We start from the raw sequence: 23,466 nt of genomic DNA, 5'->3' as shown, positions 1-23,466 counted from the left end.
GCGCCGGGCCGACCGGTCCCGCCGCGCCCCGCTTGGAGGGGCGGGAGCAGGCACGCGAGCTCCTCCACTGATCCCGGATCAGTTCAAACGGCCTGGTCCGGTCCCCCGCAACGGACCGGACCGGGCCGTACTCCCCACCCCTAGCCGCTGATCACGCGCAGGGGTTCGCCGTCGATGAAGATGACGTGCGTGTTGAAGAAGGCGTCCAGGCCCTCGGGGCCGAGTTCGCGGCCGTAGCCGGACTGCTTGACGCCGCCGAAGGGCACGCCGATGTCGACGGTGATGCCGTTGTTCAGGTTCACCGTGCCGGAGTTGATCCGCTGGGCCACGCGCAGGGCGCGCTCGGTGTCGGTGCTGTAGACGGCGCCGGACAGGCCGAACTCGGTGCCGTTGGCGATGCGGACGGCCTCCTCCTCGTCCCGGTAGGTCAGGACGGTCAGGACGGGGCCGAAGATCTCCTCCTGGGCGACCTTGGCGTCCGGGGACACGCCGGTGATGATCGTGGGGGCGACGTAGTAGCCGATGTCGTGGCCGGGGGCCCGGCCGCCGCCGACGGCGAAGGTGCCGCCTTCCTTCTCCGCGGAGGCGAGGTAGTCCAGGACCCGCTCGTAGTGCTTGCGGGTGACCATCGCGCCCACGTCGGTGGCCGGGTCGCGAGGATCGCCGACGGTCAGCTCGGCGAACGCCTCGGCGAGGGCGGAGACGATCTCGTCGTGCCGGTGCTCGGGCACGATGAGCCTGCTGGGGTTGGTGCAGCTCTCGCCGTTGTTCCCGGTGACGCCCGGCACGAGGGTCTCGACGATGCGGTCGAGGTCGGCATCGTCGAGTACGAGTGCCGGTGACTTGCCGCCGAGTTCGAGGGTGAGCTGCTTGAGGGTGTCGGCGGCTGCGGCGGCGATGCGGCGGCCGACCACGGTGCTGCCGGTGAAGGTGATCTTGTCGACGCCCGGGTGGCGCACCAGGTGGTCGCCGCCCGCGGGCAGGGCGTTGACGATGTTCAGCACACCGGCGGGCAGTCCTGCCCGCAGTGCGGCGTCGGCGAAGTAGCCCGCGCTCAGGGGGGTGTCCTCCGACGGCTTCATGATGACGGTGCAGCCGGCCAGCAGGGCCTGCGGCAGCTTGAACGCGGCGAGTGCGAGCGGGGCGTTCCACGGGACGATGGCCGCTACGACGCCCACCGGCCGCTTCTCGATGCGGGCGCTGACCCCCGACAGGCCGGTGCGCAGTTCGGTCAGCTCCGTCGTGTCCGCCAAGGAGGCGTAGTAGCGCAGCAGGCCGGGCATGGTCAGGGCCCCGCCACGGCTCTGGCCGACCGTCAGGCCGGTCTCGGCGACGAGCACCTCGGTGACCGGGTCGACGTCCTTCTCCAGTTCCTCGGCGAACCTCGTGAGGATCTCGGCACGCTCCCGCAGGGTCAGTCGCGGCCACGGGCCGGAGTCGAACGCGGCACGGGCCGCGGTGACGGCCGCGTCGATGTCCTCAGAGGTTGCCGCGGCGGCCGATCCGATCTCTTTCTCGGTCGCGGGGTCGACGACGGGGATGCGCTCGCCGGTGGAGCCGGGACGCCAGGTGTTGTTGATGAACAGGTCCCGCTCGAAGACGGGCGAGGAGGGCGAGGGAGTACTCATGACAGACCTTCCGCTACGGCCAGTAATGAAAATAACTGGATAGTTACCATCTAGGCACCGGGTCCGGAGTTTGTCAATAACTGGTTGGTTACCTTAGGGTGGGGTCATGGCCTACGACTCCGCGGCAACCCGCGCAAAGATCCTCCGGGCAGCGATCGAGGAGTTCAGCGCCTCCGGCTTCGCAGGTGCCCGCATCGACCGCATCGCCGAGGTCTCGGGCGCCAACAAGCGGTCCATCTACGTGTACTACACGAACAAGGAGCTCCTGTTCGCCGCCGCCCTGCACGAGGTCATCACCGAGCTGAACGACGCGGTGCCGCTCACCGAGGACGACCTGCCGGGCTACGCGGGCCGCATGTTCGACTACCTGACCCGCCACCCCGCCGCACTGCGCATGCACCTGTGGCGCCAGCTGGAGCGGCCCGAGCTGGGCCCCGACGCGGCGGACGTGTACAGCGACAAGATGGCCCGCATGACCGCGGACTCGACCGCCGGGCAACTGCCGTCGACCGACCTGCTCGTCCTCATCACCGGACTCACCCAGAGCTGGGTGCTCGCGCCGCGGGATCTCCTCACGGCCGCCGACGGCACCGACCCCTACCGGCCCGAGCGGCTCGCCGAGCACCGGGCCGTCGTCGTCGAAGCCGCCCGCCGCCTCTGCGCAGCCGCTCCGACAGCCGTAGTGGGCTCGGCGTAGAGAGGTTCACGGTGAGCATGGCTGGCAGAAATTGCCGCTGGAACGTCACGAAATCCTCGGCGCTGTGCCACTCGCGCAGGCCTTTGACGAAGCCGATCAGCCGCTCACCGTTCCCCCGATGGAACGGATGCCCGATCAGCGCGTCCAGCCGGTCGGCCGGCATGTCGGTCAGCATCGGAGCCCCGGCCGCGCCTGTCACTCAGCGTGCCTACGGCAGCCTTGGCCAGGCCGAGTCTTCCGTGCCCGCCACTGGCCCCGACGACGGCAAGCCGTGAGCAGAATCCGATAGCGCATCTCAGCAGGTCAGCGCACCCTCCCCCGCGGCTTCAACGCCACCGGAGGCAGTTCAGGAGCCGGCAGCGGATCGCCGTCGTATCCCTTGACCTCGCCGAAGCGTGACCCGGTCATCCAGTCCGTGCGGGCCTGCTGGATCTCCTCCTGGGTGCGGCCGATCCAGTTCCAGAACATGATCAGCTCCTCCTCGAACGGCTCGCCTCCCAGCAGCATCAGGCCGGCGTCCGACTCGGCGCGCAGCGGGAGTTCGGTGCGGCCGCAGCCTAGGTAGAGCATCGAGCCCGGGAGGACCGGGACGCCGTCGACGTGGGCCTCGCCGGACATGGCCAGGACGGCGTACTCGAAGTCGGGTTCCAACGGCAGGCGTACGTCCGTGCCGGCCGCGAGGGCCAGGTCCGCGCCGACGATCGGGGTGTACGTCGTGCCGGGCGAGGTCGCGCCGTCGACGTCGCCGAGGACGATCGTGGCACGCAGGCCCGGCGCCGTGACGACCGGCAGTTCGGCGTGGTGCTCGAAGTGCGGGTCGACGTGACGGTCGCTGTCGGGGAGGGCGACCCAGAGCTGCGCGCCGTGCAGGAAGCGGGCATGCGTCTTGGGGCTCTGTTCGGCGTGGCTGATCGCGCGGCCGGAGGTCATGAGGCCCAGTTCGCGCGGTCGGATCGTCGCGACGCTGCCGGTCGAGTCGCGGTGCAGCACCTCGCCCTCGTGCAGCCAACTCACCGTCTGCAGGCCCATGTGCGGGTGCGGGGGCACCTGCATCCCCGGCTCGTCGGCGATGTCGTCAGGACCGTAGTGATCCACGAAGCACCACGCGCCGACCATACGGCGGCCCAGGTTGGGCAGCAGTCGGCGGACTTCGGTGGACTCGCCGAGCTGGACCCGGCGTGGGCTGAGGAGTTCACGGACGGGCTCCGCCACCACGAAACCGCGGCCGCCGCACAGGGCCGGAACCGCTTCGCGATCAAGATTGCTCATGGCGACAACCTAGTCCCGCCGAGGCCGTTCCGTCAGTCCGCCAAACCCTCGCCGGTGGCAGCTCCCCCGCCCTCCGCTTGTCTTCCTCCCGTCCGAAACATAGTAGCCATGGATATAGTAGCCATGTACTGTATCCACTATGAGTACGGCATCCTCGGGCGCTACGCCCGGTTTCCTGGTCTGGCGACTGTCGATGAAGTGGCGCGTGGCGGTCGACCGCGCGGTGGCACCCCTGGGACTGACCCATGCGCAGTACCCCCTGGTGGCGTCGCTCTACGGCATGCAGCGCTCCGGGCTGCGCCCCAGTCAGCGTCACCTCGCCGACCACACCGGGCTCGAAGCCCTCTACGTGTCGAAGCTGGCCCGCGCCCTGGAATCCGCCGGACTCGTCGAGCGCACCAGGGACGCCCGGGACCCCCGCGCGGTCCAGCTCGCCCTCACCGAGGAGGGCCGTGACGTGACTCGGCGGGCGATCAAAGTCGTGCACGGACTTCTGGAGCAGCTGCTGGAGCCGCTCGGCGGTCTGGACAGCGCACGCGCCCGGGAGTTCAGCCGGGATCTGGCGACCCTGCTCGACACACCCCTCACACCCGTCCCTGCGAGTGAGCACGAGAAGGAGCAGTCATGACCACCACCACGACCCCCGCGGACGCCCGCACGCTCGGCCTGGCCCACTACGCCGCCCGCGCCGTTCTGGAGAGCGTCCTCACCCGCCACGGCCTCGACTTCCAGCAGCAGATCGTCCTGCGGCCGGTCGCCCTCGCCGTCGGGCCTGTCGACCGCGACCGGCTCGCCGCGGACACCGTCGCGGCCCTGAAGACAGGCGAGGACTCCGTACGGAACACCATCGACGAACTGATCGCGGCCGGACTCGTCGCGACGGACGCGTCCGAGGTGCGCATCACGGACGCGGGCCGGGCCCTGTACGAACGGATCGTGAAGGAGACAAACGCGGCGAGCGCCCGAATCTGGGGCGGCATCCCCGACGAGGACCTGCTGGCCACCGGCCGCGTACTGACCCTGGTCACCGAGCGGGCGAACGCGGAGCTGGCCACCGCCGGAAGGTAGTGGAATATTCAACCAACACCGGCCGTTGTGGCAGATCGAAGGAGGTCAAGTGGACATGACGTACTACGACCACGGAACACCGGCGGAGCGCTGGGAGCGCGCGCAGTTGTTCTTCGACGCCAAGGACTACGCCGCGGCGGCGCGGGTGTTGGGCGGGCTGGTCGAGGAGGTGCCGGAGCAGACCGGACCGCGCCTGCTGCTGGCGCGCGCCTACTACCACTCGGCCCAACTGCGGCGCGCCGAGACCGAGTTGCGTGTCCTCGTGGAGCGTGACCCGGTGGAGCACTACGCGCGGCTGATGCTGGGCCGCACGCTGGAGCGGCAGGGACGGCACGAGGAGGCGGGTTCGCATCTGCGGATCGCCTCGGCGCTCGCGGGTGACTTCGAGCAGGTCTGAGAAACGAAGAGCGCAGAGACGGGGCCCGGTTCCGGTGCGGAACCGGGCTCCTTCGCGTGCGTGGCTACTTCGCGTACGTCCGCTGCCCTCGTCTGTGCGCGATCTCGCCCAGCACCACGTCCACGGCGATGAACGCGGCCAGCGGAATCCCCAACAGCGGGACGAAATAGCCGAGTACGGCGATCACCGCCAGGCAGGGGACGAGAAGCAGCGGGGGCATCTGGGCCCAGGCACCGCGCGGTATCGGTCGGCCGAAGGAGGAGCCTCGGCCGCGCTGCCACCACATGCGGTAGCCCCACACGATCAGCAGGATCAGGGAGAGCGCGAGCAGCATCAGGGCGATCTGGTTGACGAGCCCGAAGAGGACGCCGGTGTGCAGGTCGATGCCCCAGCGGGTCAGCTCGGCGAGCAACGGGTAGTCCGCGAACCGGAGTTCGTCGGTCACCTTGCCGGTGGCGGGGTCGACGGCGACGGCGTCCTGTTTCTCGGGCCAGCTGCGTTGCACCTGCCGGACGACGTAGGCGGACTTCGCGTCGGCGGGCGGGACGATCTCGACGGGGTTCCCCAACCCCTCGGCGCGCGCGGCGGCGAGGATCTTGTCGAGTCCTACGCCGTGTTCGGCGTCGCCGGTCGCGGTGGAACCGCCGTGGCCCGCGTGCTCAGCACTCGCCGCGGCCGACACCGAGGGGGTCGACTGGCCCAGGGAGGTGCGGAGTTCGTCGATGTTGGCGCCGGCGTACGTCGACCAGGTCAGTCCGGTCGCCGACAGGAAGATGAAGCCGACGGCGGTCCAGACACCCACCGTGCCGTGCAGGCCGAGGGTGCGGCGCCGGCCGCTGGTTCCGCGCACCTTACGTAGGGCGCGGCGGCGGGAGAACCACAGCACCAGGCCGCCGCCCGCGATGACCCACAGCCAGCTCGCGGCGAACTCGCTGTACAGGCGGCCGGTTTCGCCGAGTCGGAGATCGCGGTGGAGTTCGTCGATCCAGGTGCGCAGCGGGAGCGCGCCGGTCGAGCCGTACTGTTCGAGCGCGCCGCGGACCTTTCCGGTGTACGGGTCGACGAACACCGCGAGGGTGTGGTCGGCGGCGATGCCCTTGACGCCGGAGAGCATCACGCGGGTGGTGGCGCCCGCCTCCGGGGAGGGTCGTACCGCCGAGACCGTGCCCTCGGGGTGCGCCGTGCGCGCGGCGGTGACCTGCGTGGAGATCGGCAGTTCGCGGTCGCCCACGGGGACGGTCAACTCATGGGCGTACACGATCCGTTCGGCCTGAAAGGCACCGGCGTACAGGAAGCCGGTCGTCGCGGCGACGAGCAGGAACGGGGCGACGAGCACTCCGGCGTAGAAGTGCAGGCGCAGGACCAGGGGGCGCAGCGGGGCCCAGCGGCTGGGGGACGGTGCCGGGGCGGGCTCTTGCGGGGCCTCGGCCGTCGTGGCCGAGGGAGCGGTGGACATGGGCGGGCTGCTCCGGGGGCGAGGGGATAGGGGACGAGTGCGCGGAATCGAGCGGGTGATGTGTCGTAGCCGTAGTGGCTCAGTAGTCGGGGCGTGAAGGCCGCGAGTTCCCGTGGAGGCGCGTGGCGTGGGTCACATCGGGTGGCGCCGGGGGGCGTGGCATCCTGGCGCGATGGCACATCCCAGTGATCACGTACCCCTGGCCGAGCGGGTCGAGGAACTCCTCGCCGGTGGCGGCCCGTTGCCCATCGTCTCGGCCGGTGACCCGGTGCTCAGGCGCGGTATCGAGCCGTTCGACGGGCAGTTGGAGCCCGCACTGCTGGCCCGGTTCGTCGAGGCGTTGCGCGTGACCATGCATGCCGCGCCGGGGGTGGGCGTCGCGGCGCCGCAGGTCGGGGTGGGGCTGCGGATCGCGGTGATCGAGGATCCGGCGCCGGTGCCGGACGAGGTGCGGGTGGTGCGCGGGCGGGTGCCGCAGCCGTTCCGGGTGCTGGTCAATCCGTCGTACGCGCCGGTCGGTGACGGTCGGGCCGCGTTCTTCGAGGGGTGTCTGAGCGTCCCGGGCTGGCAGGCCGTGGTGGCGCGGCACGCCTCGGTGCGGCTGACCGGGCAGGACGAGCACGGGCGGGCGGTGGACGAGGTGTTCACCGGGTGGCCCGCGCGGATCGTCCAGCACGAGACGGACCACCTCGACGGCCTGCTCTACCTGGACCGTGCCGAGCTGCGCTCGTTGTCGTCGAACGAGGCGATGGCGGAGCGCTGGGCGCAGCCGACACCGGATGCGGCGTCGGCTGCGCTCGGCTTCGAGCTGCCGTAGAAGATCAATGGCTGTCAACTACCCGAGAAACTCGGGTGTGTTCAGCCGCGGTACGCCTCCAGCAGGCGCAGCCACACCTCGCTGATCGTGGGGTACGACGGGACCGCGTGCCACAGGCGGTTGATCGGGACCTGGCCGGCTACCGCGATCGTCGCCGAGTGGATCAGTTCGCCTACGCCGGGGCCTACGAAGGTGACGCCGCACAGGGTCTCGTCGTCCAGGTCGACGATCATGCGGGCGCGGCCCCGGTAGCCGTCGGCGTAGAGGCCCGCGCCGGCGACCGAGGAGAACTCGACATCGACCGCGCGGACGCGGTGGCCGGCCTGTTCCGCCTCGGCGAGGGAGAGGCCGACGGACGCGGCCTCCGGGTCGGTGAAGACCACCTGGGGTACGGCGTCGTGGTCGGCGGTGGCCGCGTGGGCGCCCCAGGGGTCGGTCTCCAAGAGCGGGACGCCGGAGGCGCGGGCGGCGATCGCGGCGCCCGCGATGCGTGCCTGGTACTTGCCCTGGTGGGTGAGGAGGGCGCGGTGGTTGACGTCGCCGACCGCGTACAGCCACTCGCGGCCCTGGACGCGAAGGGTGTCGTCCACCGAGAGCCAGGAGCCCGGTTCCAGGCCGATCGTGGCGAGGCCGATGTCGTCGGTCTGCGGGGCGCGTCCGGTGGCGAAGAGGATCTCGTCGGCCTCGATGCGGTCGCCGCTGTCGGTGACGGCGACGACGGTGCCGTTCTCGCGGGTCACCGACGTGACGGACGTACCCGTGCGCAGGTCGACGCCCGCCTCGGTGAGCGCGTCGGCGACCAGTTCGCCGGCGAAGGGCTCCATGCGGGGCAGCAGGCCCTTGCCGCGGACGAGGAGGGTGACGCGGGAGCCGAGGGCCTGCCAGGCGGTCGCCATTTCGACGGCCACGACTCCGCCGCCGACGACGATCAGCCGGCCCGGCGCGGCCTTGGCGCTGGTGGCCTCGCGGCTCGTCCACGGCTTCACGTCGGCGAGGGCGGGCAGGTCGGGGAGGAGGGCGCGGGTGCCGGTGCAGACCGCTACCGCGTGCCGGGCCGTGAGGACGTGTCGTACGCCGTCGGGGCCGTCGACCGTCACCCTGCGGGGGCCGTCGAGGCGGCCCTGGCCGCGGTAGAGGTCGGCGCCGATGCCGTCGAGCCAGCGGACCTGACCGTCGTCCTTCCAGCCCGAGGCCTCGTAGTCGCGGTGGGCGAGCACCGCGGCCGTGTCGAGGGGGCCTTGGACGAGGTGGCCGAGGCCGGGTACGCGGCGGGCGTCGGCGCGGGCTATGACCGGCCGCAGCAGTGCCTTGCTGGGCATGCACGCCCAGTACGAGCACTCGCCGCCGACCAGTTCGCTCTCCACGATCGCGGTGGAGAGACCGGCCGCACGGGTGCGGTCGGCGACGTTCTCCCCCACGGGCCCGGCCCCGAGCACCACGACGTCGTACGCGATGGATTCCGTTTCCGTCATGGGGCCAGTCTGCTGGGTGGTGTGCGCTGAGGCCACACGGGTAGGGGCGCGGAATACGGGCCCGGACGACCGTGTTGTCCGAGGCGGCTTCGCCCCCACATCGAGGAAGAGGGAATCACGTCATGACCACCACCGTGGAGCTCACCAAGGAGAACTTCGACCAGACGGTCACGGACAACGACTTCGTCCTGATCGACTTCTGGGCGTCCTGGTGCGGGCCGTGCCGTCAGTTCGCCCCGGTCTACGAGAAGGCGGCCGACGAGAACCCGGACCTCGTCTTCGGCAAGATCGACACCGAGGCCCAGCCCGAGCTGGCCCAGGCCTTCGGCATCCAGTCGATCCCCACGCTGATGATCGTCCGCGACCGCGTCGCCGTGTTCGCCCAGCCCGGCGCCCTGCCGGAGGCCGCCCTGACGGACGTCATCGGCCAGGCCCGCAAGCTCGACATGGACGAGGTCCGCAAGTCGGTCGCCGAGCAGCAGGCGCAGGCCGAGCAGAACGGTCAGTAAGCCTCTTCGTCAGTACTAGAAGGGGTACGACGCCACGTCCGCGCGTACCGTCGTCCAGCGCACGTCGGTGAAGGCCTCCAGGTTGGCCTCACCGCCGAAGCGGGCGCCGGTACCGGACGCGGCGACCCCGCCGAAGGGGGCCACGGCCTCGTCGTTCACGGTCTGGTCGTTGATGTGGACGATCCCGGTGGGGATGCGTTCCGCGAGGTCCAGGCCGCGGGCGCTGTCGCGTGTGACGATGCCGAGCGACAGTCCGTACGGTCCCGTCGCGGCCAGCGCCGCCGCCTCGTCGGGGGTGGCGAAGGACCGTACCGGTGCGACCGGGCCGAAGACCTCCTCCGTGTAGGCGGGGGTGTCGTCGTCGACGCCGGCGAGGACGGTCGGCCGGTAGAAGAGGTCCTCGTGGGTGCCACCGGCCGCCAGCCTGGCGCCAGTTGCCGTGCTGGCCTCCACCAGGCCGTGCACCTTGGCGAGTTGGGCCGCGTCGATGATCGGGCCGAGGTGGACCTGCGCGCGGTGCGGGTCGCCGACGGCGAGCAAGTCGGCCTTGGCGGCGAGGCGTTCGACGTACTCCTCGTAGAGCGACTCGTGGACGAGATGGCGGCCGGTCGTCATGCAGATCTGGCCCTGGTGGAAGAACGAACCCCAGGCCGCCGTGGAGATCACCGCGTCCAGGTCGGCGTCCGCCAGCACGATGAGGGCCGAGTTCCCGCCCAACTCCAGGTGCGCGCGCTTGAGATGACGGCCGGCGGCCTCACCGACCAGGCGACCGGCGGCAGTTGAGCCGGTGAAGGAGATCACGGGCACCTGCGGATCGGCGACCAGCGCCGCTCCCACCTCGGCACCGCCGGGCAGGACCTGCAGCAGCTCCTCGGGCAGGCCCGCCTCCGCGAGGACCGCCGCGAGCGACAGTCCTCCACAGACCGCCGTGCGCGGGTCCGGCTTGAGGACGACCGCGTTGCCGAGCGCGAGCGCCGGGGCGACGGAGCGGATGGAGAGGATCAGCGGGGCGTTGAAGGGCGCGATCACGCCGACGACACCGACCGGGATGCGGCGGGTGTACGACAGCCTGGGCGCCTCCGAGGGGAGGACCTGCCCGGCGGGGCGGGAGGCGAGCGCGGCGGCCTCGTAGCACTCCTGGGCGGCGACGTGCAGTTCGAAGTCCGCCTTGCCGGGGATCGACCCGGACTCCCGCACGATCCACTCGCGCAACTCATCGGCGTGCGCCGCGAACAGGTCACCGGCCTTGCGCAGCACGGCGGCACGGACGAAGTGCGGGACGCGCGCCCACTCGGCCTGCGCGGTGCGGGCCGCCTGCGCGGCCGGCCGTACGTCCTCGGCCGCGGCGAGCGTGACGGTGCCGAGCGTGTCGCCCGTGGCGGGCTCGGTGACCGGGTACTCGGGGCCCGACAGGGGGCGGGGCTGCCAGATCTTGGGGTCGAGCAGAGGCATGGCGGTTCTCCGATCGGTCACCGGTGGATGCGGTGACCCGGAGCGGACATGCGAGCAGCATCCGGTGGTCGAACGCATCCCCGTCTTGTTGAGCGTGCAACATGCTAGTCGTGTCGCGCCGGAAACGCGCCGCCCGCCGCACACACTCACGACGCAACTCCCCCGGGTTCAGGCCCGGTTCAGCTGGAGTCGCGGTGTGTCACCGAGGCTCCGAGCAGTTCGTGGACGCACGGTACGGCGCCGGGGTCGCGCACCGCGTTGTCGACCAGTTCGGCGAGGTCGCGGCCGGACGGGAGCTGGATGTGGACGGTGCTCAGGCGCGGGCGCAGGAGCCGGCCGATCATGAGGTCGTCGGCGCCGATCACGGCCGTGTCCTCGGGGATGCGGATGCCCTCGTCCTGCAGGGCGCGCATCAGCAGCATCGCGTACTCGTCGTTGTAGGCGAACACCGCGTCGAGGTCCAGCGCGCGCCACCGCGCGGCGGTCCGGGCGGCGCTCTCCTCGCTGTAGGCGAGCGGGAGTTCGGTCACCGTCGCGTCCGTGCCGAGCAGCGCGCGGCGCACGCCCGCGAGGCGGGGCCGGGAGAAGACCCCCATGCCCGGCTCCTCGGGTACGACCACACCGATCCGGCGCCGGCCGCGGCCGTACAGGTGCTCGCCGGCGCAGTGGCCGACGCCCTCGTGGTCCAGGAGCAGGGCGTGCGCGCCCTCGACCACGTCGGGGCCGAGCGTGAGGACGGCCCGTGCGCCGGAGCGCTTGAGGACGGCGACGCCCTCCGGGCCGAGTCCGGCGCCGGGCACCAGGACGGCGACGGGGCGCAGTTCGGCCCAGGCGCGGGCGGCCTCGTCGCCGCGCAGGCCGACGGAGCCGTGCTGTACGACCGTGTAGTCGAGGCGGCTGAGCGCCCACTGGAGTTCGTTGATGAACTGGCTGTAGAGCAGGCCCACCGGGACGGTCGGCGCCGGCATCAGCACCATCCGGCTGTGCCCGGCTCGCAGGCTGCGGGCCGCCGCGTGCGGGACGTACCCGAGCTCTTTGGCGGCGGCATGGACACGGCGGCGGGTGGGCTCGCTGATCCGTACGGCGCTGGTGTTGTTGAGGACGTAGGAGACGGTCGCGCGTGAGACGCCGGCCAGGCGGGCCACATCGGCGCTCGTGGGCACAGAGCGCGGTGCGGGCGACGGGGCTGCGGGCGTTTTCGGTATCTGCACCATGACGTACGGCATCTTGGCAGAAGCCGGGGCCCGGCAGTGCGGCGGGGGAACGGTCGTCACGAGGGCAACATGGTCCGGGATTTCACGAACATGATCGTCACGAGCGGGACTCAGCAGGGCGGCGGCGTACAGGTCACGCGGGCGACGAGGTCGATCCAGCCGGACTCCAGCCGTTCCATGGGCATCCCGCACTGCCTGGTCAGATGGTTGATCAGGGCGGGGTCGAGATAGGCCATGAGCGTCTGGGAGAGGAGATCGCAGTCGGCGTCCGGCAGGATCTGCCGGAGCAGCACCATGACGTGGGTGCGCAGCGCCTGGAGCGCGGTGTGGGAGAAGCGGCGGGTGGGCTCCGGCTGGGCGGCCAGTTGCAGGTCCAGTTGCTCCGCCGAGCGGTACAGGACAGCCACACCGAACGCCCGCAGCCGCTCGACCGGCGGGGCTCCGGGGCCCAGCGGGGGCGGGCCGCTGAGGAAGTCGGCCTGGAGCGTCTGCGCCGAGTGGTCGAGCAGCGCCATCAGCAGGCCGGTGCGGTCGCCGAAGCGGCGGAAGACGGTCCCCTTGCCGACCTGGGCGGCGGCGGCCACCGCCTCCATGGTGACGCCGGCCACCCCGTGCTCGGCGATCAGCCGGGCGGCGGCCTCCAGCAGCTTGGCGCGGTTGCGGGCCGCGTCGGCACGCAGGCACGGCTCGTCGGCGAAGGAGCGGACCTCCAGCAACTGGGGCTCGCCTATGGACTCCTCGGGCTTCGGAAAGGGCGGCAGGGCGCGGGACATGAAGACAGCGTAAAGCACGGGGAACAAAACTGGACCGCGGTCCGCTTAGCCTGGTACAACATTTAAACGGACCTCGGTCCGGATCGTAACGGCAGTGTTTCACCCCCCTTGGAGTCCCCATGTCTGTTCGTATCCTCGCGCTCGTCGGCAGCCTGCGTGCCGGCTCGCACAACCGCCAGCTCGCCGAGGCCGCCGTGAAGTTCGCGCCCGAGGGCTCCGACATCGAGATCTTCGAGGGTCTCGCCGACATCCCGTTCTACAACGAGGACATCGACGTCGAGGGCGACGTCCCGGCCGCCGCCGCCAAGCTGCGTGCCGCCGCCGGTGCCGCGGACGGGTTCCTCTTCTTCTCCCCCGAGTACAACGGCACCATCCCGGCCGTCCTGAAGAACGCCATCGACTGGCTGTCCCGCCCCTACGGCGCCAGCGGCTTCGGCGGAAAGCCGGTCGTCGTGGTCGGCACCGCCTATGGCCAGTTCGGCGGCGTGTGGGCGCAGGACGAGGCCCGCAAGGCCGTGGGCATCGCCGGCGGCAAGGTGATCGAGGAGCTCAAGCTCTCGATCCCCAGCTCCGTGGTCCGCTTCGCCGAGACCCACCCGTCCGAGGACGCCGAGGTCGTCGCCCAGCTGACCGAGGTCCTCTCCCAGCTCAAGGGCCACGCGGGCGAGGCCGTCGCCGCCTGATCCAAGCACCCCGCTTCACCATCGAAGGGGCCGGAGTCCACACGGACTCCGGCCCCTTCATGTCGCTCCGGACGCCCCGGTCGCTACGGTCAGTTCAACTCGGCCAGGCGCGGTACCGCCGGCGCCACGAACCGCTCGATCCACTCGGCCGGTTCGCCCGTTCGCGGGCCCAGGATCACCGTGTCGACACCGAACTTCGTGAAGCCGTCGATCTCCCGCAGGAAGGCATCGGTGTCCCCCGTGGTGACCGACTCGCCGGTGTGGACGATCGTCTTGCGGATACGGTCGTAGTCGCGCCCCAGCCTGTCGCAGTGCCCGCGCAGCACGTCGAGCTTGTGGCGCAGTTCGTCCGGCGTCGACACGATCAGGTTGCAGGCGTCGGCGTACTGCGCGACCAGCCGCAAGGTCTTCTTCTCCCCGCCGCCGCCGATCATGATCTCGGGGTGCGGGCTGCTGACCGGCGCGGGTACGCACAGGGTCTCGGCGAGTTGGTAGTGCTTGCCCTCGAAGGGGCCGTTCGCCTCCGGGTCCCACATCTGCAGACAGATCCGCAGCGTCTCCTCCAGCCGCTCGAAACGCTCCGCGACCGGCGGGTAGTGCACGCCGAGACCGTGGTGCTCACGGTCGTACCAGGCCGCCCCGATACCCAGCGTGGCCCGGCCGCCGGACACCACGTCGAGCGTGGTCGCGATCTTCGCGAGCAGCCCGGGATTCCGGTACGTCACCCCGGTCACCAGCGCGCCGAGCTGGACCGTGGAGGTGTTGCCGGCCAGGAAGCCGAGCGTCGTGTAGGCCTCCAGCATGGCGTCCTCGGCGCCGCCGTTGAACTCCATCTGGAAGTAGTGGTCCATCACCGAGAGCCAGCTGACGCCCGCCGCCTCGGCCGCGGCGCCCGCCGCGGCCAGCTCGGGTCCGACCGCCGTCGGCCCTCCGGGATGGTTGAACCGGTTGATGTGTACGCCGACGCGCATGCCCGACTCCCTTTCACAGTCCACTTCGCGGTCCACCCGGATTCACCGTCCACCCGGACCTGCACCGTCCTTCGTGACGGTAGGTCTTCGAGCGCTCTCGAAGTCAAGCTCCGTCGGCGAGTCGGTCGCCCAGTTCACTGCGCCGGTAGAGCACATGCCGTCCGTCGCGGCTCCGCGTGAGAAGACCCGTGGTGTGCAGCACCCGGAGGTGCTGGGAGACGGCGCTCGGGGTCACCCGGAGACGGCGGGCGATCTCGACAGTCGGGAGCGGCTCGGCGAGCAGGCGCAGCACGGTCGTCCTGGGTGCGCCGAGCAGTGAGGCCAACGCGGAGACGTCGGGCCCGGGTTCGCGTTCCCAGAGCGTGGCGGCGCCCCTCCCGGGATAGGACAGCATCGGCGGTTCCTCGGCGCTGACCGGAGGCGCCGGCTTGTGGGCGAACAGCGACGGGACCAGCCGCAGTCCCCGCCCGGCCCCGTCCACACGGTGACGGCTGATCATCCTGTCGATGCGCAACTCCCCGTTCCGCCAGCGCAGATTGGGGTGCAGGTCGGCGAAGAGCAACCGGGCCCCGCCCGTCGCCAACTGCCGTGCGCGGTGCGTGACATCACCCTCCAGCACGAGCCGCATCCGCGGCCAGCTCGACCGGAACGCCAACTCCCAGTAGCGGAGGAGGAGTTCACACAGTTCGTCCAACAGCTCAAGGACAGGTCGAGCACCGGGCGCGTCAACTCGCCGTAGCGCGCCGGGAAGCGGGGCGGGTGCGTGGGCGGCGAGCAGATCGCGCCGGACGATTTCCACGGGTGCGGCGCGCACGGCGGCCAGCTCCTCCTCGATCGTCGGCGCGAAGGCGGTGGGCCTCGGCGTCAGGAAGTCGGGCAGGGCAAGGGTCGGCCCCACCAGCGCGGCAAGCAGCCGGGCATCGGCCGGATCGAGCCGCCGCAGCACCGAGCTGCGCCACGGGGCGTGCAGGGGCTGGAGGCCGGGCTCGCGCAGGACGCGCAGGCTGCCCATGACCTCGGTCAGCGGCGAGATGGCGAACCAGGTGTCGGCGAGATCCTCGCCGTCGAGCAGGAAGCTGATCATTAAGCCTCCGGCTACATCCTTTGGCAACTACCCGCCCGTGCCGTGGACTTCGGCACATGACGGATCACACTCAACGGCAGGATACCGCGCTGCCTGCCGCCGCTCCCTGGTCGATCCCGCTACTGGCCCTCGCCTGTGGAGTGGCCGTGGGCAACGTCTACTTCCCGCAGGCGATCAGCCCCTCGCTGGCCACGGGCCTGCACCTCTCCCCCGGCTCGGCAGCCGCCGTGGTCACCATGACCCAATTCGGCTACGCGGCCGGTGTCTTCCTGCTCGTCCCGCTCGGCGACCGGCTCCCGCACCGTCCGCTGCTGGTGACCCTGCTCGCGCTGACCGGCCTCGGCCTGCTCGCCGCGGCCGCCGCACCCGGGCTGCTCCCACTGGCCTGCGCGAGCGCCGTGGTCGGCCTGACCACGGTGATCGCGCCCCTCGCCGGACCGCTCGCGGCCGGGCTGGTGCCGGAGAAACGCCGTGGCGCGGTCGGCGGCACCCTGCTCAGCGGCTCGATCGCCGGCATGCTCCTGTCCCGCACCTTCGGCGGCGCCCTCGCCGACCGGCTGGGCTGGCGGGCGCCGTACGTGATGGCCTCGGTGCTCTCCCTGACGGTCGCCGCTCTCCTGGCCCGAGCGCTGCCCCGCACCCGCCCGGCCGCCAAGGAGCGGTACCGGATCCTGCTCACCGAACCACTGCGACTCCTGCGCACCGAACCCGAGTTGCGCCGCTCCTGCCTCTACCAGGCCGCGGTGTTCGCCGGTTTCTCCGCCGTGTGGACATCGGTGGCGCTGCTCCTGACCGGCCCGGTGTACGGCATGAGCGCGCGGGCCGTCGGGCTGCTGGCCCTGGTGAACGCGGCGACCATGCTGTGCACGCCGTTCGCGGGACGCCAGGTGGACCGCCGGGGCCCGGACCCGGTCAACCTGGTGTGCTTCTTCGGGGTCGCGGCCGCCGCGACGGTCCTGTCGTTCGGCGGCCTCGGCGGCGTACCGGGACTGACGGCGCTGGTCGCCGGAACCCTGCTCCTCGACGTCGGCATGCAGTCCGGAATGGTCGCCAACCAGGTGCGGATCTACGCCCTGGGCGCCGAGGTCCGCAGCCGCCTGAACACCGCGTACATGACCTGTGCGTACCTCGGCGGCAGCATGGGGTCGTGGCTGGGGGCGCGGTGCTACGACGGTCTCGGCTGGCCCGGGGTGTGCGCCCTGGTCGCGCTCCTCACCTCACTGGCCCTGGCGCGCCATCTCGTTCATCTGCGCCGGGACGACGCGGGCTATGCCGTACGAGCGGGCTCGGCCCCCCGCTTCCTCGTGGCCCGCAGGCTGGTGAACGTCGTCACCGCCAGGACCAGCACGATGAAGCCGAGGGAGAAGGGGATGGAGATCTGCGGGACGTGCACGCCGGATTCGTGCAGGGCGTGCAGCACCAGCTTGACGCCGATGAAGCCGAGGATGATCGACAGGCCGTAGCTGAGGTGGACGAGTTTCTTCAGCAGGCCGCCGATGAGGAAGTACAGCTGGCGCAGCCCCATCAGGGCGAAGGCGTTGGCGGTGAAGACGATGTACGGGTCCTGGGTGAGGCCGTAGATCGCGGGGATGGAGTCGAGGGCGAAGAGCACGTCGGTGGAGCCGATGGCGAGCATCACGACGAGCATCGGCGTCATGATGCGCTTGCCGTTCTCCGTGATGAACAGCTTGGTGCCGTGGTAGCGGTCGGCCACGCCGAAGCGGCGCTCGGCGATCTTGAGGAGCTTGTTCTCCTCGTACTCGTCGTTCTCGTCGTTCCCGTGGCCCTTGCGGGCGTCCTGGACGAGCTTCCAGGCGGTCCAGATCAGGAACGCGCCGAAGAGGTAGAACACCCAGGAGAACGTGGAGATGATCGCGGCGCCGGCCGCGATGAAGCCGGCGCGCAGGACCAGGGCGACAAGGACGCCGACCATCAGGACGCGCTGCTGATACTGGGAGGGCACCGCGAACTTGCCCATGATCAGCACGAAGACGAAGAGGTTGTCGACGCTCAGCGACTTCTCGGTGATGTATCCGGCGAAGAACTCGCCCGTGGGGCCGCCCCCGCCGAAGAGGAAGAGCCCGAGCCCGAACAGACAGGCCAGGACGACCCAGACCACTGTCCAGGTCCCCGCTTCCCTGATCGACACGTCATGGGGTTTGCGACCGATGAGGAAGTCGACGCCGACAAGGGCACACAGGGCCGCGACGGTCAGCAGCCAGACGGTGAGGGAGACGTTCACAGGTACTCCTGGTGCGGACGGGGCGTCGACATCGTTGTCGACTGTGCATCCCTTCCACTTCCATGAGGTGAACAAAAGGTCATGTCATGGCATGCACGACATCGACACCCGGGCGGCGGAGACCGGCGGCCTCGTCCGGTTGGTTGAGGGTCTCCGGCCGGCATGGGAAGCCGAGCCCCTCCCGTACGGCCCACCCCATGGACCGGTATCCGCCCGCACCGTCAACAAACGGGCAAGCATGGGGAGTTGGACATCTCGGCGTCACGCGGAATTCCGGATTCGGTGAGGCCGGAGGGGAGCCATAGCAAGCGCTTGTCGCTACATTTTGACATGACCGCCGCATCACCCTCCCCCTCTGTCACTCCGCAGGAGGCACTTCCCCATGCGCAGACTTCTCGCCTGTCTGGCGGCCGCTGCCGCGGCCCTGGGCGGGATCACGGTGGCCGCCGCGACTCCGGCCGCCGCCGCAACGTCGGGCAGCTTCAGCGTGCTCACCTACAACGTCGCCGGGCTCCCGGAGTCGTTGTCCAGCGCCTCGACGCCGCGGGACACGAGCACCACCGCGATCGGCACGCGCATCGCCCCGTACGACATCGTGAACGTGCAGGAGGACTTCAACTACCACGCCTACCTGTACTCCACCGACACCCACCCCTACCGCACCGCGACCAGCGGCGGCGCCGGTATCGGCAGCGGGCTCAACACCGTCTCCAACTACGCCTGGGACGGCGACGACTTCGAGCGGGTCGGCTGGAACTCCTGCCAGATCGACTCGGGCGACTGCCTGACGCCGAAGGGCTTCACGTTCATGCGGGAGCGGCTGTCCGAGGGGGTGTACGTCGACTTCTACAACCTGCACACCAACGCGGGGACGAACGACGGCGACGAGACCTCCCGCGCGGACAACCTCAGCCAGCTCACCACCTTCATCCAGTCCCACTCCGCCGGCAACGCGGTCGTCGTCATGGGTGACACCAACACCCGTTACACCCGCACCGCCGACACCATCGCCGAGTTCGGCGCGGCCAACGGGCTCACCGACGCCTGGGTCAAGGTGATCCGCGGCGGCGTGGCACCGGCCAAGGGCAGCGACACGCTGCTGTGCGACCAGACCGGGGCCACCGTGCCCAACACCTGCGAGGTCGTGGACAAGGTCCTCTACCGCAGCAGCAAGCTGGTCTCGCTGAACGCCACCTCGTACAACAACGAGCACGCCAAGTTCCTGACCTCGGACGGGCTGATGCTCTCCGACCACGACCCGATCACGGTCGGCTTCACCTGGTCGCAGAACGCGGACTTCCAGCTCAGCGACCAGTTCGGCGGACCGCACGGCAACTACTACCAGGACATCGACAGCGTCCCGGCCGCCGCCCGCGCCACCACGATCTCGCTGCGCTCCGGCTCCCGCGTCGACCAGGTCGGCATCACCCTCGCCAACGGCACCACGCTCACCCACGGCGGGACCGGCGGCACCGCGTCCTCGCTGACGCTGGGCAGCGGCGAGTACGTGACGACGGCGTACCTGTGCGAGAGCAAGTACAACGACACCACGCGGATCTTCTACGCCAAGTTCACCACCAACCTGGGCAACACCCTGGCCGGTGGCACCACCACCTCGGACTGCGTGACCCGTACCGCCCCGTCCGGCTGGCAGATCGCCGGCTTCCACGGGCGCTCCGGCGACGAGCTGGACAAGGTCGGCTTCATCTACACGAAGCGCTGACACGCCGTCGTAGCGACGAAGCACCAAGCACCGTACGGCAGTTGAGAGCCGGATCATCCGTCACCGCGGGTGGTCCGGCTCGGTGCCTTCCGACCGCGTCACGCGAATGCCGACGGCACCAGTCGCCCTCGCGAGATCAGCGAAGTGGCCTGCTTCAGGCGGTGGACGTGGATGCTCACGCCGTAGCCGTCGATGCCCGGGACGGTGGCGACCTTGGTGGTCAGGTACTGGTACAGGTGCTCCGTGTCGCGGCAGATGACGACAGCCATGACATTGGAGTCGCCGCTGATGGCGGCGGCGAAGGCGACCTCGGCGTGGTCCGCGAGTTCCTCGCCGACGCGTTCGAGGCGGGCGGGGGCGACGCGCAGCCACAGGGTGGCGTTGAGCGCGAACCCGAGGCGTGCGGCGAGCAGTTCGACGTCGTAGGCGAGGGCCCCAGAGTTCTCCAGGGCGTCCAGTCGGCGGGCCACGCGAGCCGTGGACCAGCCGGTGACGTCGGCGAGTTGGGTGTGGGTGGCGCGGCCGTCCTCCGCGAGCGCGTCCAGGAGGGGGGTGTCCTCGTCGGTGAGACGTACGGGCGGGCCGGTGGGGGGCGGCGGCCGGTCGCCCACGAGGTACCGGATCTGATCGGGGGCGAGGTGGCCGCCGTAGCCCGTCCAGTCGCTCACTCCGGACGTGCCGAAGGGATGGATGAGCAGGTCGATGCTCACGTCAAGGACCGATGCGGACTTGGGCAGTTGGCGCAGCAGGACGTCGTCGCGCGGCACGTGCACCGGTGCGCTGATGACGCAGATGATCTCCGAACCGCCGGACGCGAGTCCCGCGTAGGCGATGTCGGGCCGTCGGGCGAGCGCGTCGGCGAGCGGGCCGACCCGGTCGGGGCGGCAGCGGATCCGGGCCACCCAGCGCGCGTCGCCGTGGACGGCGGGGTCGACCAGGCCGACCACCCGCATCACCCCGGCGCGACGCAGGGCGTGGAAGCGGCGGGCGGCGGTCTGCTCGGACACTCCGGCCACCTCGCCGATCAGCCGGAACGAGGCGCGCGGCGCACATTGCAGCGCGCGGAGGATTTTCCCGTCGACGTCATCTGCCATGAGGGAAGTCTGACACTGGTGGGGCCAAGATCGGAGGATTCTCGTCGCTTTTCAGCGGTACGTTGGTGATCGTGCATGCCGGGACCGATCCTGGGGGCCGTGCCCGTTCGAGGGCACCACACTCTGAAGGAGAGTTCCCCGTGAACGTCACGACCCCGGCGAGCGGGACGGCCGACCGGCGGACGGCCACCCTCGTCATGGCCTGCCTCGGCGTCTTCGTCGCCTACTTGCCGGTGACCACCGTCGCCGTGAGCCTGCCCGCCATCCAGTCGGCGCTGAGCGCGTCGACCGCCCAACTCTCCTGGGTCCAGGACGCGTTCGTCCTGCCCATGGCCGCGTTCATCCTCACCGCCGGTGTCTTCGGCGATGTGCACGGGCGCAAGAAGGTGTTCCAGGCGGGCCTGTTGTTCTCCGCCGCCGGTGCGGCCGTGGCGCTGGCCGCGCAGTCGGTCCAAGTTTTGTGGATCGGCCAGGCGTTGGCCGGTCTCGGCGCGGCGACCCTGCTGCCGACCACGCTGGCGCTGATCAGCCACGCGGTGCCCGACCATCGGGAGCGCGGCAAGTTCATCGGCCTGTGGGCGACCGCTCTGATGGCCGCGCTGGCCGTCGGCCCGCTGATCGCCGGCGTCATCCTCGACCACGCCGCCTGGCGCTGGATCTACCTGCTGTCCATACCGGTCTCGCTGCTCGCGACGGTCATCGCCGCCCGCCTGCTGCCCGACTCGCGGGCCGCGCACGGGCGGAAGCTGGACTGGCCCGGCCAGCTCACCGCCACCCTCGCCATCACCGCGCTGGTCTACGGCGTGATCGAGGGCGGTGCCGGTTCCTTCACGGACGTCAAGGTCATGGTGGCCCTGTTCACCGCGGTGGTCGGCGGGGTCGCGTTCGTGTTCGCCGAGCTGCGCAGTGACAGCCCGATGCTGGATCTCACGCTGTTCCGCAGCCCGGCGTTCACCGCCACCACGCTGGTCGCGATGATCACCTTCCTGGCGCTGATCGGCTTCTTCTTCCTGCTCAGCCTGTACTTCGGCCTGGTGCAGCAACTCGACACGCTTCAGGCGGCGTTGCGGCTGCTCATGGTCACCGCGGCGGCGATCGTGGTCGGCCAGCCGGTCGGACGGCTCATGCACCGGACCTCCCCGCGCGTCCTGATCACCGGTGGTCTGCTCGTCATCTCCGGCGCGCTGTTCTCGCTGACCGGCGTCGACGCCGACACCTCGTTCGCGTCCATCGCCTGGCGGCTGGCGCTGCTCGGTCTGGGCATCGGCACCGTGCTGACGCCGATGACCGCGACGGCCGTCGCCTCCGTGCCGTATCAGCAGGCGGGGATGGCCGCGGCCGGCAACAACGCGTTCCGGCAGGTCGGCGGTGCGCTCGGCCCGGCAGTCCTGGGCGCCCTGCTCTCCACCAAGGCACTCGGCACACTGCCCGGCCACCTCACCGACGCCGGGGTGACGGGGGCGACGCAGCGGAGCATCGTCTCGACCGCCGACGCGGGCGGTCTCGGCGCCGTCGCCCATATGAACCTCGGCGCGGACACCGGTCGGGCGCTGGGCGCCCTGAGCGACTCCTTCCTGGACGGCATGCGGCTGTGCCTGGTGGTGGCCGGGGCGCTGACTCTCCTGGCCGCGCTGGTGTGCGTGCTGCTGCTCCGCCCACGACAGGCGTCCGTGTCCCCGGCGGCTGCGGTGGCCGGCGCGAACTCCACCGCCCCCGCCGGGGAGCCAACGGCAGCCGCCGTAGGGGCAGTTGGCCCGACACCGAACCGCTGAGGCACGAAGTGCCCTTGGGTGGGGCCCCTGTTGCGCCTTTCGGAGCCCCGCCCGGCCTCGCCTCCTGTCACATCAGATCGGCACCGCGACGGCGTTGAACGTCGTGTCGGGCGTCTGCGGGCTGGTGAAGCGGGCGTTGACCAGATAGAGCCGGTTGCCGAAGCGGGCGGCGGTCGTGGGGACGTCGAAGCGCGCATCGGCGATCGTGCGGCGCAGGGTCGCGGTGGTGACCTTGGCGTCGAGGTCGAACACGCTGATCCGGTTCAGGCGGTTCTGGACGACGTACAGCGTCCGCCCGATCCTGAACAGACCGTCCCCGTTGGCCACATCGGCCGCACCGCTCAGGGCGATCTCGGTGGCGTGGCCGGTCCTGAGCGACACGTGGTAGAGCTTGCCGGGGGTGCTGCTGACGACGATGAGGCCGTGCCCGTCCGGCGTGCCGACGATGCCGTTCGCGTTGTTCACACCGGGCGTCTGGACCCAGTCGCCGGTGAGCGGCAGGGCGGTGACCTCGCCCGTACGGCCGCGCGGTACGCCGTAGAGCACGGCGTCGAGCGAGTCGGTGAACCAGGCGCGGTCGCCGAGCAGGGTGACGTCGTTGATGAAGTGGCCGGTGGTGGGCGTGAGTTGATAGGTCGTCAGTACCTCACCTGTGCCGGAGTCGACGACTCTCGCGGCTCCGGTGCTGCCGGCGACGTACAGCAGGCCGTCGTGGTCCAGCTTCAGCCCGACGGAGACGAGGCCGGTGGCGCCCTCGGACAGGATCCTGCCCTCGCCGGTGCGCAGGTCGGTGCGGTGGATGGCGCCGTTCGCACGCGAGCCCAGGTAGGCGTACGGCCTGCTGCCGATGGCGATGCCCTCGGGGAGGAAGCCGTCGGGCAGCGGGAACTCCGTCGGCCAACCGGTCTGCGCCGTTGGGGAGTTGGCGCTCGCGGTGCCGGTGCCGACCGTCGCGGCGAGGGCGGTGAGGGCAGCGCCGCCGAGCATCGCGCGTCGGGTGGGGTGGGGGTGGATCCGGGTCATCGTGCGGGCCTCCGGGACGAGTGGGGTGAACGGGGGCTGGCGTGCGGTCGGGCGAACTCGGTGACTCGGGTGGACCCTGGGGCGCGGGTGACATCTTCTTCAACTCCGCCCCGAGGCCCGGT

The 23,466-nt window shown here is 70.7% G+C and carries 21 protein-coding genes and 1 pseudogene; 10 read left to right on the top strand and 12 right to left on the bottom strand.

Going from position 1 to position 23,466, the window contains the following annotated elements; genetic code table 11:
- Positions 1–140: 140 nt before the first annotated feature.
- On the bottom strand, positions 141–1,628 hold the full coding sequence (locus AB0I69_RS02400) for an aldehyde dehydrogenase (protein WP_363093609.1): 1,488 nt from the start codon (positions 1,626–1,628) through the stop codon (positions 141–143).
- Positions 1,629–1,734: 106 nt separating this feature from the next.
- Between AB0I69_RS02400 and AB0I69_RS02395 the strand changes: the two genes are divergently transcribed.
- The gene (locus AB0I69_RS02395; RefSeq protein ID WP_363093608.1) at positions 1,735–2,325 is read left to right on the top strand and encodes a TetR family transcriptional regulator; all 591 of its coding nucleotides are present in this window, start codon (positions 1,735–1,737) and stop codon (positions 2,323–2,325) included.
- Between the two features lie 303 nt (positions 2,326–2,628).
- Here AB0I69_RS02395 and AB0I69_RS02390 read toward each other — a convergent pair whose 3' ends face one another.
- Positions 2,629–3,594: a pirin family protein gene (locus AB0I69_RS02390; protein ID WP_363093607.1), complete on the bottom strand. Its 966-nt coding sequence runs from the start codon at positions 3,592–3,594 to the stop codon at positions 2,629–2,631.
- Between the two features lie 139 nt (positions 3,595–3,733).
- On the opposite strand from AB0I69_RS02390, the gene AB0I69_RS02385 reads away from it, so the two are divergent.
- Genes AB0I69_RS02385 through AB0I69_RS02375 form a run of 3 tightly spaced genes read left to right on the top strand, consistent with a single transcriptional unit; the run spans position 3,734 to position 5,059 of the window.
- Positions 3,734–4,222 carry a MarR family transcriptional regulator gene (locus AB0I69_RS02385; RefSeq protein WP_363093606.1) on the top strand — a complete coding sequence of 163 codons (489 nt, stop codon included), beginning with the start codon at positions 3,734–3,736 and terminating at the stop codon, positions 4,220–4,222.
- Complete coding sequence (locus AB0I69_RS02380; RefSeq protein WP_363093605.1) at positions 4,219–4,662, top strand: MarR family transcriptional regulator; 444 nt, start codon at positions 4,219–4,221, stop codon at positions 4,660–4,662. Before AB0I69_RS02385 ends, AB0I69_RS02380 begins: the two co-directional genes overlap by 4 nt.
- 49 nt (positions 4,663–4,711) lie before the next feature.
- The gene (locus AB0I69_RS02375) at positions 4,712–5,059 is read left to right on the top strand and encodes a tetratricopeptide repeat protein (protein WP_363093604.1); all 348 of its coding nucleotides are present in this window, start codon (positions 4,712–4,714) and stop codon (positions 5,057–5,059) included.
- 64 nt (positions 5,060–5,123) lie between these two features.
- Here the strand turns inward: AB0I69_RS02375 and AB0I69_RS02370 are convergent, their stop codons facing one another.
- Entirely contained in the window at positions 5,124–6,515 is a 1,392-nt protein-coding gene (locus AB0I69_RS02370; protein WP_363093603.1) for a PepSY-associated TM helix domain-containing protein, read from the bottom strand.
- Positions 6,516–6,687: 172 nt separating this feature from the next.
- Here AB0I69_RS02370 and AB0I69_RS02365 point away from each other — a divergent pair, with 172 nt between their 5' ends.
- Positions 6,688–7,332 (top strand): peptide deformylase, encoded by a 645-nt coding sequence (locus AB0I69_RS02365; protein WP_363093602.1) that lies wholly within the window; start codon positions 6,688–6,690, stop codon positions 7,330–7,332.
- Between the two features lie 41 nt (positions 7,333–7,373).
- On the opposite strand, the gene AB0I69_RS02360 is transcribed toward AB0I69_RS02365, so the two are convergent.
- A complete protein-coding gene (locus tag AB0I69_RS02360; protein WP_363093601.1) occupies positions 7,374–8,804 on the bottom strand; it encodes an NAD(P)/FAD-dependent oxidoreductase in 1,431 nt (476 codons plus the stop codon).
- A gap of 122 nt (positions 8,805–8,926) precedes the next feature.
- Between AB0I69_RS02360 and trxA the strand changes: the two genes are divergently transcribed.
- Entirely contained in the window at positions 8,927–9,313 is a 387-nt protein-coding gene (gene trxA / locus AB0I69_RS02355; protein ID WP_019057648.1) for a thioredoxin, read from the top strand.
- 15 nt (positions 9,314–9,328) lie between these two features.
- Here the strand turns inward: trxA and AB0I69_RS02350 are convergent, their stop codons facing one another.
- The 3 genes from AB0I69_RS02350 to AB0I69_RS02340 form a co-directional block, all read right to left on the bottom strand.
- Complete coding sequence (locus AB0I69_RS02350) at positions 9,329–10,765, bottom strand: benzaldehyde dehydrogenase (RefSeq protein ID WP_363093600.1); 1,437 nt, start codon at positions 10,763–10,765, stop codon at positions 9,329–9,331.
- Between the two features lie 179 nt (positions 10,766–10,944).
- Positions 10,945–11,979, bottom strand: coding sequence for a LacI family DNA-binding transcriptional regulator (locus AB0I69_RS02345; protein ID WP_363094152.1), 1,035 nt, complete (start codon positions 11,977–11,979; stop codon positions 10,945–10,947).
- A gap of 110 nt (positions 11,980–12,089) precedes the next feature.
- On the bottom strand, positions 12,090–12,770 hold the full coding sequence (locus tag AB0I69_RS02340; protein ID WP_363093599.1) for a TetR/AcrR family transcriptional regulator: 681 nt from the start codon (positions 12,768–12,770) through the stop codon (positions 12,090–12,092).
- Between the two features lie 101 nt (positions 12,771–12,871).
- Between AB0I69_RS02340 and AB0I69_RS02335 the strand changes: the two genes are divergently transcribed.
- Positions 12,872–13,435, top strand: a complete 564-nt coding sequence (locus tag AB0I69_RS02335; RefSeq protein ID WP_363093598.1) for an NADPH-dependent FMN reductase — start codon at positions 12,872–12,874, stop codon at positions 13,433–13,435.
- 89 nt (positions 13,436–13,524) lie between these two features.
- On the opposite strand, the gene AB0I69_RS02330 is transcribed toward AB0I69_RS02335, so the two are convergent.
- On the bottom strand, positions 13,525–14,406 hold the full coding sequence (locus AB0I69_RS02330) for an LLM class F420-dependent oxidoreductase (protein ID WP_363093597.1): 882 nt from the start codon (positions 14,404–14,406) through the stop codon (positions 13,525–13,527).
- A gap of 103 nt (positions 14,407–14,509) precedes the next feature.
- Entirely contained in the window at positions 14,510–15,490 is a 981-nt protein-coding gene (locus AB0I69_RS02325; RefSeq protein WP_363093596.1) for an ArsR family transcriptional regulator, read from the bottom strand.
- Between the two features lie 56 nt (positions 15,491–15,546).
- On the opposite strand from AB0I69_RS02325, the pseudogene AB0I69_RS02320 reads away from it, so the two are divergent.
- Positions 15,547–16,728 (top strand): annotated as a pseudogene (locus AB0I69_RS02320) (MFS transporter); the annotation flags it as partial.
- 29 nt (positions 16,729–16,757) lie between these two features.
- Here the strand turns inward: AB0I69_RS02320 and AB0I69_RS02315 are convergent.
- Complete coding sequence (locus AB0I69_RS02315; RefSeq protein WP_363093595.1) at positions 16,758–17,732, bottom strand: TerC family protein; 975 nt, start codon at positions 17,730–17,732, stop codon at positions 16,758–16,760.
- A gap of 382 nt (positions 17,733–18,114) precedes the next feature.
- On the opposite strand from AB0I69_RS02315, the gene AB0I69_RS02310 reads away from it, so the two are divergent.
- Positions 18,115–19,455 carry a jacalin-like lectin gene (locus tag AB0I69_RS02310; RefSeq protein WP_363093594.1) on the top strand — a complete coding sequence of 447 codons (1,341 nt, stop codon included), beginning with the start codon at positions 18,115–18,117 and terminating at the stop codon, positions 19,453–19,455.
- 98 nt (positions 19,456–19,553) lie between these two features.
- On the opposite strand, the gene AB0I69_RS02305 is transcribed toward AB0I69_RS02310, so the two are convergent.
- Complete coding sequence (locus AB0I69_RS02305; RefSeq protein ID WP_363093593.1) at positions 19,554–20,549, bottom strand: AsnC family transcriptional regulator; 996 nt, start codon at positions 20,547–20,549, stop codon at positions 19,554–19,556.
- A 197-nt stretch (positions 20,550–20,746) separates the two neighbouring features.
- Here AB0I69_RS02305 and AB0I69_RS02300 point away from each other — a divergent pair, with 197 nt between their 5' ends.
- Positions 20,747–22,321: an MFS transporter gene (locus AB0I69_RS02300; protein WP_363094151.1), complete on the top strand. Its 1,575-nt coding sequence runs from the start codon at positions 20,747–20,749 to the stop codon at positions 22,319–22,321.
- 72 nt (positions 22,322–22,393) lie between these two features.
- On the opposite strand, the gene AB0I69_RS02295 is transcribed toward AB0I69_RS02300, so the two are convergent.
- Positions 22,394–23,344: a superoxide dismutase gene (locus AB0I69_RS02295; RefSeq protein WP_363093591.1), complete on the bottom strand. Its 951-nt coding sequence runs from the start codon at positions 23,342–23,344 to the stop codon at positions 22,394–22,396.
- Positions 23,345–23,466 lie beyond the last annotated feature (122 nt).

The sequence above is a fragment of the Streptomyces sp. NPDC050508 genome (assembly GCF_040655155.1).
Taxonomy (GTDB): Bacteria; Actinomycetota; Actinomycetes; order Streptomycetales; family Streptomycetaceae; genus Streptomyces.
This window is presented reverse-complemented; position numbering and strand designations above follow the sequence as displayed.